Genomic DNA, 11,597 nt, shown 5'->3' with positions numbered 1-11,597 from the left:
GGGACGGGCCAGGAATCCGACCGCGAACGCGGTGAAGGAGCCGAGGGTGCCCGCGACGGGACTGCCGGCCGGGAAGAACTGTTCGTCGATCCCACCGCACCAGGCCGGGCGTGCACTCAGCACACCAGGTCAAGCGGTGGTGACCAACGATGTATGTGGGTTCTCTTACCCTGGACATCCTGCTCGGCGACGTCAGATCGCTGAAGCAGAAGCGCTCTGTCGTACGGCCGCTCATCGCCGAGTTGCAGCGCCGTTATCCCAGCGTCGCGGTGGCCGAGACCGGCAACCTCGACCTGCATCGCAGAGCGGAGATCGGCGTCGCGGTTGTCTCCGCCTCTGCGGGTAACTGCAAAGAGGTACTGGACGCCTGCGAACGGATGGTGGCCTTCCGCCCCGAGATCGAGCTGCTGTCGGCCCGGCATCGGCTCTACAACGACGAAGATTGAACGACTGCACGGCCAGAACGTGCGTGAGGGGGAGCGAACATGGTGGATGCCGCACGAGCGCGCAAGCTCGCCGATCGCATCCAGCAGATCGTCGCCGAGATGCTGGAGCGCCGGATCAAGGACCCGCGCCTGGGCTTCATCACCGTGACCGACACGCGGGTGACCGCCGACCTTCGCGATGCGACGGTGTTCTACACGGTGTTCGGCTCCGAGGCCGAGCGGGCCGACAGCGCGGCCGCCCTCGAAAGCGCCAAGGGAATCATCCGCTCCGAGGTGGGCCGCCAGACCGGTGTGCGCTTCGCCCCGACACTGACGTTCACGCACGACCCGCTGCCCGACAGCGCGCGGCACCTCGACGAGTTGATCAATGTGGCCAGGGCCAAGGACGCCGAAGTGGCGCGCCAGGCCCAGGGCGCCGCCTACGCCGGTGAGCCCGACCCGTACCGGAAGCCCGACGAGGAAGGCTCCGACATGGGTGGGGAAGAACTGGCGTGACGCCCGACGTACGCGACCGGGCCGACCGCCCGCGCCGTCCGCCCCGGGCGGACGGCCGGCCGGAGGAGAGCTGCCCGATCCCGGAGTCGGCGTGGGATCGGGCGCTGCGGTTGATCGGCCAGATCGACGAGGTCGCGCTGGCCTGCCATGTGACTCCCGACGGCGACGCGCTCGGCTCGATGCTGGCCGTCGCCTTCGTGCTGCGCTCCATGGGCAAGCGGGTGGTGGCGTCGTTCGGCGACCGCCACTTCGCGGTGCCCAGGCTGCTGCGGTTCCTGCCGGGGCAGGAGATGCTGGTGCCGCCGGAGGCCTATCCGGCCGCGCCCGAGCTGATGATCGTGTTCGACTCCTCGACGTTCGAACGGCTGGGGCTGCTGGGCGCGAACGCCGCCATGGCGCGTGAGCTCATCGTGGTGGACCACCATCCGTCCAACGAGGGGTTCGGCACGCTCAGCCTCATCGACGCCACGGCGGCGGCCACGGCCGTGCTGGCCGAGCAGCTCGTCTACCGGCTCGGCGGGCGGCTCGACCGGGACATCGCCACGTGCCTGTACGCGGGCCTGGTGACGGACACGGGCTCGTTCAGGTACGCCTCGACCACGCCGGCCGTGCACCAGATGGCGGCCAGGCTGGTGGCGACCGGGCTGCATACCGACGAGATCGCCCGGGAGCTGTGGGACCGCTCGCCGTTCGGCTACCTCAAGGTGCTGGCCCGCGTGCTCGACCGGGTGACGCTCGAGGGCGGGCTGGTGTGGACGTACGTGTCGCGGGTGGACCGGGCCGCGTACGGGCTGCCGTACGCCGAGCTCGAGGGCATCATCGACATCGTGCGGCGCACCGACGAGGCCGAGGTCGCGGTCGTGCTCAAGGAGGACGACCAGGGCGACTGGCAGGTGTCGACGCGGTCCAAGGGCACCGTCGACGTCGGCGCCGTGTGCACGGCGCTGGGCGGCGGCGGGCACCACAACGCGGCCGGCTACACCTCCCACGACAGTGTGGAGGAGACCATGGCGAAGTTCAGGCGAGAGCTGGGGAAGGCTTGATGGCCGAGAGCGGTCTGATCATCGTCGACAAGCCGGGCGAGTGGACCTCCCACGACGTGGTGGCCAAGATGCGGCGCATCGCGGGCACCCGCCGCGTGGGGCACGCGGGCACACTCGACCCGATGGCGACGGGCGTGCTGGTGATCGGCGTGGAGAAGGCGACCCGGCTGCTCGGGCACCTGACGCTGACCGAGAAGGTCTACGAGGCCACGATCAGGCTCGGCGCGAGCACGAACACCGACGACGCCGAGGGCGAGATCACCGCCACGACCTCGGCCGCGGGCGTCACGGCGGCCGAGATCCACAAGGGCGTCGAGGCGCTGACCGGCGCGATCATGCAGGTTCCGCCGCAGGTCAGCGCGATCAAGGTGAACGGGGAGCGGGCCTACAAGAAGGCGCGGGCGGGCGAGGAGGTCGAGCTGCGGGCCAGGCCCGTCACCGTACGCGCGTTCGACGTACTCGACATCAGGGCCTCCGGGAAGGTCGTGGACATCGACGCGGTCGTGACCTGCTCCAGCGGCACCTACATCCGGGCGCTGGCCCGCGACCTGGGCGGCGCGCTCGGAGTCGGGGGACATCTGACGCGGCTGCGGCGTACCCGGGTGGGGCCTTACGACCTGTCCCTGGCCAAGAGCATCGAGGGACTGGCTGAGGAGTGCGTGATCCTGCCGATCGGGGAGGCGGTGGCGGCGGCGTTCCCGCGCAGAGACGTCACGGCCGAGGAGGCGCGCGTGATCGGCCACGGCGGACGACTGCCCGCGGCCGGGCTCGGCGAGGGACCGATCGGCGTGTTCGGCCCGGACGGCGAACTGCTGGCGCTGGTGGAGGAGCAGGGCCAGGTCGCCAAGCCCATCGCGGTCTTCGCCGCGGCGGGTTGAGGCGGGCCCGCCGGCCACGATGACGGCGCGTCAGGGGCTTGCGGGCCACGATGATGGCGTGTCAGGTGGGCTTGCGGGCCACGATGATGGGCGCGTCAGGTGGGCTTGCGGGCCACGATGATGTCGCGGACGATCGCCTGGTCCACCCAGTGCTCGAAGTCGGGGTAGTCCACCACTTCGAGGCCGGCGTCCGTGAGGATCGCGGCGAGGTCGGCACTCTTGCCGCCGTAGGTGTTCCAGGCGAGGCCCATCGCGCCGCCGGGCCGCAGCAGCTCCGCCCAGACGGGGACGGCCTGCCGCAGCAGGTCCATCGGGCTGCGTGACAGGCCGTGGCCGCCGCCCTTGCTGCCGTGCTGGACGCCGTAGGGGGCGTCGGCGACCAAAAGGTCGAACGAGCGTGGCTTGAAGAACTCGCGGCTCCTGAGCGTGTCGGCGTTGATCACGGTCAGGTGCTGTACGTCGCCCGCCTTGACCGCCTCCTTCGACAGGCCGAACGTGACGTTGAAGCGCCGCCCGACCAGGGCCCGCTCCCGCCGCACCGGTACGGTCTCCGCCGTGTGCTTGAGCTTCTTGTTGCGCAGCCAGGTCTTGACGAAGCCGGTGTAGGCCTCGAAGTCCTTGCCGTCGACGTCGATGCCGTAAGCGTCGTAGCCGTACATGAGGGCCTGGTTGAGGCTCGTGCCGCGGCCGCACAGCGGGTCGAACACCGACAACCGCTCGCCCAGCCCCTTGTCGGCGGCCAGCGCGGTGACGTTGAGCAGCAGCTTGGTGAAGTGCTCGTTGGTCTTGCCGGCGTATTTCTGGATGGTGATCAGGTCGCTGCTCAGCCGGTCGCGCGGGCGCATGGTCAGCGGCCTGAGCAGCTCGCCCTCCATCCCGAAGACGGCGTAGACCGAGGAGAGGTTGGACAGTAGCGAGACGTCGGCCTCGGTGAGCGGCTCGGCGGTCTCGAACGTCACATAAGGGACGCCGCCGATCCGGGTCTCCTCGGTGTCGCGCACCTCGCGGCCGAGGCCGCGCGAGCTGAAGACGGCCAGCTCACTGCGGGTCAGCCGGATGGAGCTCTCTCCGTAGACCCGGTTGAAGGCAGGCAGGATCAGAAGGGCGTAGCGAGGCATGATGCCCGATCATAACCCCCCTCGATTGGAGGGAACGGCGAGGCGCATGGCAGGCTTGTGTGCGATTGATCCGGTCGAGCGAATGGGGCCTAGCGTGCAGGGTTCGGGAAGGTCTGTCGTCACCGTCGGTGTGTACGACGGGATCCACCGCGGGCACCGGCGAGTGGTCGAGCGGGCCGTCGCCATCGCCCACGAGCGGGGGTTGCCCACTGTGGCCGTCACGTTCGAGCCGCATCCCGACGAGGTCCTGCGGCCCGGATCGCACCCGCCGCGGCTCACCAGCCCGCGGCGCAGGGCCGAGTTGCTGGCCGGGCTGGGGGTGGACGAGGTCGAGACGGTGGAGTTCACGCTGGGGCTGTCGCGGCAGAGCCCGGCGGACTTCGCGCAGAACGTGCTGGCCGAGCGGCTGCGGGCGGCCGTCGTGGTGGTGGGTGCGGATTTCGTGTTCGGGCATGAGGCCAGCGGTGATGTTGAGACATTGCGGACGCTGGGCGATAAATACGACTTCGTGGTGGAGGCCGTGCCCACGCTTGACGGTCTTTCCTCGACCGCGATCCGCGAGCGTCTCGTCACGGGCGACGTCGAGGGCGTCCGGGCCGACCTCGGCCGGCCGCACCGGGTGGAGGGCGTGGTGGTGCGCGGCTACCAGCGCGGCCGTCAGCTCGGTTTCCCCACGGCGAACGTGGAGACGCCGCCGCACACGGCGATCCCGGCCGACGGGGTCTACGCGGGGTGGATGGAGTGCGTGGCGGTGGCCAACCTGCCCGCGCTGTACGCGGGGGAGCGGTGGCCGGCGGCGATCTCGGTCGGCACGAACCCCACCTTCGAGGGCGTGCCCCGGACGGTGGAGGCGTACGCGCTGGATCGGGACGACCTCGAGCTGTACGGGGTGCACGTGGCGGTCGAGTTCGCGGCCCGGCTGCGCGGCAACACGCGCTTCGAGTCGATCGAGGCGCTCATCGAACAGATCCACGCCGACGTCGCCGCCACCCGCCGCCTGACCACCTGATCCGAATCCGTCGGGCGGCTCTTGCGGCGGGTCGTTGCTCTTGCGGTGGGCTGCTCTTACATCGGGTCGTTTGACGTCGCGTTGCTCTTGCGTCGGGTTGTTCTTACGTTCGTTCGTTGCTCTTACGGCGGGACGATCCCTTACGTCGAGCAAGCCGGCCACCCGCCGCCGCCGGCCGGCGTCTGTCCAGGGGAACGCCCGCTGACCGGTCAGTGGCGCGCCGCCGTAACGGAGCGCCCACTTGGCCGGTTACGTGGTTTTCAGGGCCTCCAGCAGGCGTGACAGCGCCGCCAGCGTGTCCGCCAGGTCGCTCGGCCCCCTGGACTGCCCAGAGGACTGCCCAGTGAATTGCTCCGTGGCCTGTCCCGTGGACTGGGCCAGCCACAGGGCGGCCTCGTTCATCGCGCCCGACAGCAGCCGGGTGAGGGGTGCCACCGGCTGGGGCGGGATCGTGCCGTCGGCCACCAGCGCCGTCAGGGCCTCCGACAGGTGGGCGGCCGAGGTGGCCTCGTCGATGGCGCGCCACTCGTTCCATCCCAGCACCGCGGGCCCGTCGAGCAGCATGACGCGCTGCACCTCCGGGTCGGCGCTCGCCTCGACGAACGCCGCGCACCCGGCCTTGAGGCGCTCCCACGGATCCTCGGCCGCCTCAGCCGCCGCGACCACCCGGGCCGCCACCTCCTGCTGCACCTCCTCCAGCACGGCGCGGAACAGGGCGGTCTTGCCCTCGAAATGGTGGTAGAGCGCTCCTTTGGTCACCCCCGACTCGCGCACGATCTCCGCCAGGCCCACCGCCGCGTAGCCCTTGGCCGCGAACAGGCGCCTGCTCTCGGCCACCAGCGTCCGCCTGGTCCGTTCCCGCTGCTCGGCTCTGCTCACCGCGCCCCCTTTGACATACCGATGGTAGGCGAACTAGCGTACTCTCGCATACCGACGGTATGTGAAAGGACGATTCATGCGGCTCAGCAGCTTCTATCCGGTGATCTGCACCGACAAAATGGCCGAATCCAAGGACTTCTACGTGCGCCTGTTCGGGTTCGAGGTGACCTTCGAGGCCGACTGGTACGTGAGCCTGCGGCGCGGCGCCCACGAGCTGGCCCTGCTCGACCACACGCACCCGACCCTGCCCGCCGCCTACCGCAGGCCGGTGGCGGGCCTGCTGCTCAACTTCGAGGTGGACGACGTGGACGCCGAATGGGAGCGGCTCGTCCAGGGCGAGGGCCTGGTCCCCGAGCTGGCGCTGCGCGACGAGGACTTCGGCCAGCGGCACTTCATCGTGGCCGACCCCAGCGGCGTGCTGGTGGACGTCATCACCCCCATCGCACCCTCCCCCGAGTTCGCCGCCCAATACGCTTGAGCAAGCCCACCACGCCGGGAACAGGGGCACCGAGCACGGGACACTTGGTGGTAGCCTTGCATGTCGGCTCTGTAGCGGCGGCGCTGCGCGCTGCCCATGACGGCCTTCACGCGGCGACTGTAGGCACGCACGGTCGTTCGCGCTCTCAATTTCATTCGCGCGTGTCCGTAGATTGAAGGAGAGCCGTGTCCCTCGACACCGCTGCCAAGAAGACCATCATTGACGAGTACGCGACGGGCGACGGCGACACCGGTTCGCCCGAGGTCCAGATCGCGCTGCTCAGCAAGCGCATCAGCGAGCTCACCGAGCACCTGAAGACGCACAAGCACGACCACCACAGCCGTCGTGGTCTGCTTCTGCTCGTCGGTCGCCGGCGCCGCCTGCTGAAGTACCTGCAGAAGGTCGACATCCAGCGCTACCGTACGCTCATCGAGCGGCTCGGCCTGCGCCGATAACATGGAAAGGGAGCGGCGTCCGCGCCGCTCCCTTCTCATATGGGTCACTCCCAGGTGGGTAGGGACCCGTGTGAGAGCACACGGCCAGGCGCGTGGCGACGTGAAAACGGCCCCGCGCCTGACGTACAACTGAAAATCCGAGACACACAGCCCCCGCGTCCGCTTAGCACCATGCGACCCGCGACGCCTGCGGGCCGGTCCTCGGTAGTGGCTTCCGGTAGGAATGACAGCATTCCTCGACCGGGCGCTTCGATCGAAGACCGGCGCTGCACCTAACGAGGGTGCCGGTGAGAAAAAGGGCGCGGGAGACCGACCACAAGGAGGTCCCCCGTGGAGGGTGTCCACACCGCTGAAGCCGTCATAGACAACGGCGTTTTCGGCACGCGTACGATCCGGTTCGAGACCGGCCGGCTCGCGCGCCAGGCGGCGGGTTCCGCCGTCGCCTATCTCGACAGCGACACGATGGTGCTGTCGGCGACCACCGCGTCCAAGGCTCCGAAGGAGCAGTTCGACTTCTTCCCGCTCACGGTCGACGTCGAAGAGCGCATGTACGCCGCGGGCCGCATCCCCGGCTCGTTCTTCCGCCGTGAGGGCCGTCCGTCCGAGGACGCCATCCTCACGTGCCGCCTGATCGACCGGCCGCTGCGCCCGTCGTTCGTCAAGGGCCTGCGCAACGAGATCCAGGTCGTCGCCACCGTCATGGCGCTCAACCCCGACCACCTCTACGACGTGGTCGCCATCAACGCCGCCTCGCTGTCCACGCAGCTCGCCGGCCTGCCGTTCTCCGGCCCGATCGGTGGCGTGCGGGTCGCCCTGATCGACGGTCAGTGGGTGGCGTTCCCGACGCACCACGAGCTGGAGCGGGCCACGTTCGACATGGTCGTGGCGGGGCGCGTCCTCGAGGACGGCGACGTCGCGATCATGATGGTCGAGGCCGAGTCCACCAAGGACACGCTCAAGCTGGTCGCCGAAGGCGCGGTCGCGCCCACCGAGGAGACCGTCGCGCAGGGTCTCGAGGCCGCCAAGCCCTTCATCAAGGTGCTGTGCGAGGCGCAGTCGCGCATCGCGCAGGTCGCCGCCAAGGAGACGGCCGAATACCCGGTCTTCCTGGAATACCAGGACGACGTGTACAACGCCGTCGAGGCCGCGATCAAGAACGAGCTGGCCTCCGCGCTGACCATCGCCGGCAAGCAGGAGCGCGAGAACGAGCTGGACAAGGTCAAGGCGCTGGCCGCCGAGAAGCTCCTGCCCGAGTTCGAGGGCCGGGAGAAGGAGATCTCCGGCGCCTTCCGCTCGGTGATGAAGAAGCTCATGCGCGAGCGGGTCATCAAGGAGGGCGTGCGCATCGACGGCCGCGGCACGAAGGACATTCGCGCCCTGTCGGCCGAGGTCCACGTCGTGCCCCGGGTGCACGGCTCGGCGCTGTTCGAGCGCGGTGAGACCCAGATCATGGGCATCACCACCCTCAACATGCTGCGCATGGAGCAGGTCATCGACACGCTCAACCCCGAGCGCACCAAGCGCTACATGCACAACTACAACTTCCCGCCCTACTCCACCGGTGAGACCGGCCGGGTGGGCTCGCCCAAGCGTCGCGAGATCGGTCACGGCGCGCTGGCCGAGCGGGCGCTGATCCCGGTGCTCCCGACCCGCGAGGAGTTCCCGTACGCCATCCGCCAGGTCTCCGAGGCCCTCGGCTCCAACGGCTCCACCTCGATGGGTTCGGTCTGCGCCTCGACGATGGCGCTGCTCGACGCCGGTGTGCCGCTCCGGGAGATGGTCGCGGGCATCGCGATGGGCCTCATCGGCGAGGGTGACACCTACGTCACGCTGACCGACATCCTGGGCGCCGAGGACGCCATGGGCGACATGGACTTCAAGGTCGCCGGCACCAAGGACGTCATCACCGCGCTGCAGCTCGACACCAAGCTCGACGGCATCCCCGCGAGCGTCCTGGCGGGCGCGCTGAAGCAGGCCAAGGGCGCCCGTCTGGCGATCCTCGACGTGATGCAGGAGGCGATCGACTCTCCGGCGGAGATGAACCCGACCGCGCCGCGCATCATCACGATCAAGGTCCCGGTGGACAAGATCGGCGAGGTCATCGGCCCGAAGGGCAAGATGATCAATCAGATCCAGGACGACACGGGCGCCGAGATCACCATCGAGGACGACGGCACGATCTACATCGGCGCCACCGACGGGCCCTCCGCCGAGGCCGCCCGTTCGGCGATCAACGCGATCGCCAACCCGCACATGCCGGAGGTCGGGGAGCGCTACCTGGGCACGGTCGTCAAGATCGCGGCCTTCGGCGCGTTCATCTCGCTCATGCCGGGCAAGGACGGCCTGTTGCACGTCTCCCAGATCCGCAAGCTGCACGGCGGCAAGCGGATCGAGAACGTCGAGGACGTCATGAGCGTCGGCGAGAAGATCCAGGTCGAGATCGCCGAGATCGACGGCCGGGGCAAGCTCTCCCTGGTGCCGGTCGAGGTCATCGAGAAGGAGGCCGCGGAGAAGGAGGCGAAGGGCGCCGACGGCGGTTCCGAGCCGGCTCCTGAGCAGGCCGATGCCGCGGCTTCGTCCGACGAGAAGTCCGAGCGGCCGCGCCGTACCCGTACGCGCGTGCGCAGCACCCGCACTGAGGGAGACGACCGGAACTCGTGACGACTACCACGCTCCACCCCGGCAAGGACGGTGCCGGGGTGGTCAGGCGCACCGTCCTCCCGGGTGGCCTGCGCGTGGTGACCGAGACCATGCCGACCGTGCGCAGCGTCGCGGTCGGCATGTGGGTCGGCATCGGTTCGCGTGACGAGGCCCCCGAGCACATGGGGGCCACCCACTTCCTTGAGCACCTGCTGTTCAAGGGCACCCCCACACGCGACGCCATGGAGATCTCCGCCTCCATCGAGGGCATTGGCGGTGAGATCAACGCCTTCACCGCCAAGGAGTACACCTGCTACTACGCGCGGGTCCTCGACGAGGACCTGTCGCTCGCGGTGGACGTGCTCGCCGACGTGGTGACCAGCTCGCTGGTGACCGACGACGACGTCGCCTCGGAGCGGGGCGTGATCCTCGAAGAGATCGCCATGCACGACGACGACCCCTCCGACGTGGTGCACGAGCAGTTCGCCGGCGCGCTCTACGGAGACTCGCCGATCGGCCGGCCCATCCTGGGCACGGTCGAGTCGATCAACACCCTGGCGCGAGACCGGATCGCCGAGTACTACCACCGCTACTACCAGCCGCCGCGCACGGTGGTGTCGGTGGCGGGCAACGTACGGCACGAAGAGGTCGTCGAGCTGGTCGCCAGGGCTTACGAGCGGGCGGGCGCGCTGAGCGGCCCGGCCGAGTTCGCGCCGCCGCGCACGAGCGGCCCGGGGGCCGAGGCGCGGTCCGGCGTACGCGTGCTCGACCGGCCCACCGAGCAGGCCAACCTGGTGCTCGGCACGACCGGCCTGTCCCGTACGGACGAGCGCAGGTTCGCGCTGGGCGTGCTCAACGCGGCACTGGGCGGCGGCATGTCGTCCAGGCTCTTCCAGGAGATCAGGGAGAAGCGCGGCCTGGCCTACTCCGCCTACAGCTACACCTCGGCCTACGCCGACACCGGGCAGTTCGGCATCTACGTGGGCTGCCTGCCGTCGAAGATCGACGACGTGCTCAAGATCTGCCGGGACGAGGTGTCCAGGGTGGTGACCGAAGGGCTGAGCGCCGACGAGATCATGCGTGGCAAGGGGCAGATGCGCGGCGGGCTCGTGCTCGGCCTGGAGGACACCGGCTCGCGCATGTCGCGCATCGGCAAGAACGAGCTGGTCTACGAGGAGCTCATGTCCGTCGACGAGGTGCTCTCGCGCATCGAGTCCGTCACCCCGGACGAGATCGCCGAGGTGGCCGGCGACGTGCTCAACCGGCCGCTGACGCTCGCGGTCATCGGCCCGTACGGTGACAAGGACTTCGCCGACATCATTCGCTAAGGTTGCCCGTGTGATCAGGGTAGGTGTGCTCGGCGCCCGTGGGCGTGTGGGCGTCGAGGTGTGCAAGGCGGTCGAGGCGGCCACCGACATGGAGTTGGTGGCCTCGCTCGACAAGGACGACCCCATCGAGGGGCTCGAGGGCGCCGAGGTGGTGGTCGATTTCACCCATCCCGGTGTGGTGATGGACAACCTCCAGTGGGCCATCGGCCACGGCATCCACCCCGTGGTGGGCACGACCGGGTTCGACGAGGGGCGGCTGGAGACCGTGCGCGGATGGCTCGCGGCCAACCCGGGCACCAACTGCCTGATCGCCCCCAACTTCGGCATCGCGGCCGTGCTCATGATGCATTTCGCGCAGCAGGCGGCCCGCTACTTCGAGTCCGTCGAGATCGTCGAGCTGCACCACCCCAACAAGGCCGACGCGCCCTCCGGCACGGCCCGCCACACTGCGGAGCTGGTGTCCGAGGCGCGTAACAAGGCCGGGATGGGCGCGATGCCCGACGCGACCACCACCGCGCTCGACGGCTCCCGCGGGGCCGACGTCGGCGGCGTCCACGTGCACGCCGTGCGCCTGTCCGGGCTGATCGCGCACCAGGAGGTGCTGCTCGGCGGCGACGGCGAGATCCTCACGATCAGGCACGACACGATGAGCAGGGCGGCCTTCACCCCGGGCGTGCTGCTCGGCGTGCGCAGGGTGCGCGAGCTGCCCGGCCTCACCGTGGGCCTCGAACCACTGCTCGATCTCTGACCTGAGCGGGCGCACACGACGTGCCCACCACCAGGCCGGTCGTGGGCACGTCGTGAGGAGAGGGTCCCGGCTCCGCACAG

Annotated in this window: 12 protein-coding genes; 10 read left to right on the top strand and 2 right to left on the bottom strand. The window is 69.5% G+C overall.

Annotated elements, in window-relative coordinates; translation table 11 throughout:
• The first annotated feature begins 149 nt into the window (after positions 1–149).
• From AB0I15_RS43975 to truB, 4 genes are read left to right on the top strand one after another with little or no spacing between them, the layout of a single operon-like run.
• Entirely contained in the window at positions 150–446 is a 297-nt protein-coding gene (locus tag AB0I15_RS43975) for a DUF503 domain-containing protein (protein WP_358110186.1), read from the top strand.
• Between the two features lie 39 nt (positions 447–485).
• Positions 486–941 carry a 30S ribosome-binding factor RbfA gene (rbfA, locus tag AB0I15_RS43970; protein WP_358110183.1) on the top strand — a complete coding sequence of 152 codons (456 nt, stop codon included), beginning with the start codon at positions 486–488 and terminating at the stop codon, positions 939–941.
• Positions 938–1,984 (top strand): DHH family phosphoesterase, encoded by a 1,047-nt coding sequence (locus tag AB0I15_RS43965; protein WP_358110180.1) that lies wholly within the window; start codon positions 938–940, stop codon positions 1,982–1,984. The genes rbfA and AB0I15_RS43965 overlap by 4 nt, the downstream gene beginning before the upstream one ends.
• Complete coding sequence (gene truB, locus AB0I15_RS43960) at positions 1,984–2,862, top strand: tRNA pseudouridine(55) synthase TruB (RefSeq protein ID WP_358110177.1); 879 nt, start codon at positions 1,984–1,986, stop codon at positions 2,860–2,862. Before AB0I15_RS43965 ends, truB begins: the two co-directional genes overlap by 1 nt.
• A gap of 95 nt (positions 2,863–2,957) precedes the next feature.
• Here the strand turns inward: truB and AB0I15_RS43955 are convergent, their stop codons facing one another.
• Complete coding sequence (locus AB0I15_RS43955; protein ID WP_358110172.1) at positions 2,958–3,980, bottom strand: SAM-dependent methyltransferase; 1,023 nt, start codon at positions 3,978–3,980, stop codon at positions 2,958–2,960.
• An 82-nt stretch (positions 3,981–4,062) separates the two neighbouring features.
• Here AB0I15_RS43955 and AB0I15_RS43950 point away from each other — a divergent pair, with 82 nt between their 5' ends.
• Positions 4,063–4,989, top strand: a complete 927-nt coding sequence (locus AB0I15_RS43950) for a bifunctional riboflavin kinase/FAD synthetase (protein ID WP_358110169.1) — start codon at positions 4,063–4,065, stop codon at positions 4,987–4,989.
• 249 nt (positions 4,990–5,238) lie between these two features.
• On the opposite strand, the gene AB0I15_RS43945 is transcribed toward AB0I15_RS43950, so the two are convergent.
• Entirely contained in the window at positions 5,239–5,868 is a 630-nt protein-coding gene (locus AB0I15_RS43945; RefSeq protein ID WP_358110165.1) for a TetR/AcrR family transcriptional regulator, read from the bottom strand.
• A gap of 76 nt (positions 5,869–5,944) precedes the next feature.
• Between AB0I15_RS43945 and AB0I15_RS43940 the strand changes: the two genes are divergently transcribed.
• The 5 genes from AB0I15_RS43940 (at position 5,945) to dapB (ending at position 11,517) form a co-directional block, all read left to right on the top strand.
• Positions 5,945–6,346: a VOC family protein gene (locus AB0I15_RS43940; RefSeq protein WP_358110162.1), complete on the top strand. Its 402-nt coding sequence runs from the start codon at positions 5,945–5,947 to the stop codon at positions 6,344–6,346.
• Between the two features lie 185 nt (positions 6,347–6,531).
• Positions 6,532–6,801, top strand: a complete 270-nt coding sequence (gene rpsO, locus AB0I15_RS43935) for a 30S ribosomal protein S15 (protein ID WP_358110159.1) — start codon at positions 6,532–6,534, stop codon at positions 6,799–6,801.
• Positions 6,802–7,131: 330 nt separating this feature from the next.
• Complete coding sequence (locus tag AB0I15_RS43930) at positions 7,132–9,462, top strand: polyribonucleotide nucleotidyltransferase (RefSeq protein ID WP_358110156.1); 2,331 nt, start codon at positions 7,132–7,134, stop codon at positions 9,460–9,462.
• Positions 9,459–10,769 carry a pitrilysin family protein gene (locus AB0I15_RS43925; RefSeq protein WP_358110153.1) on the top strand — a complete coding sequence of 437 codons (1,311 nt, stop codon included), beginning with the start codon at positions 9,459–9,461 and terminating at the stop codon, positions 10,767–10,769. The genes AB0I15_RS43930 and AB0I15_RS43925 overlap by 4 nt, the downstream gene beginning before the upstream one ends.
• A 10-nt stretch (positions 10,770–10,779) precedes the next feature.
• Positions 10,780–11,517, top strand: coding sequence for a 4-hydroxy-tetrahydrodipicolinate reductase (gene dapB / locus AB0I15_RS43920; protein ID WP_358110149.1), 738 nt, complete (start codon positions 10,780–10,782; stop codon positions 11,515–11,517).
• Positions 11,518–11,597: the final 80 nt, after the last annotated feature.

This window comes from Nonomuraea sp. NPDC050643 (genome assembly GCF_040654715.1).
Taxonomy (GTDB): Bacteria; Actinomycetota; Actinomycetes; order Streptosporangiales; family Streptosporangiaceae; genus Nonomuraea.
Note: the sequence above shows the minus strand (reverse complement) of the source record. Positions and strands in the feature narration are given on the sequence as shown.

What these genes read in the sequence shown, in the direction of transcription:
- AB0I15_RS43950 (WP_358110169.1), top strand. Translation starts at nt 4,063, where the DNA reads ATGGGGCCTAGCGTGCAGGGTTCGGGAAGGTCTGTCGTCACCGTCGGT.
- truB (WP_358110177.1), top strand. Translation starts at nt 1,984, where the DNA reads ATGGCCGAGAGCGGTCTGATCATCGTCGACAAGCCGGGCGAGTGGACC.
- AB0I15_RS43940 (WP_358110162.1), top strand. Translation starts at nt 5,945, where the DNA reads ATGCGGCTCAGCAGCTTCTATCCGGTGATCTGCACCGACAAAATGGCC.
- AB0I15_RS43955 (WP_358110172.1), bottom strand. Translation starts at nt 3,980, where the DNA reads ATGCCTCGCTACGCCCTTCTGATCCTGCCTGCCTTCAACCGGGTCTAC.
- AB0I15_RS43975 (WP_358110186.1), top strand. Translation starts at nt 150, where the DNA reads ATGTATGTGGGTTCTCTTACCCTGGACATCCTGCTCGGCGACGTCAGA.
- rbfA (WP_358110183.1), top strand. Translation starts at nt 486, where the DNA reads ATGGTGGATGCCGCACGAGCGCGCAAGCTCGCCGATCGCATCCAGCAG.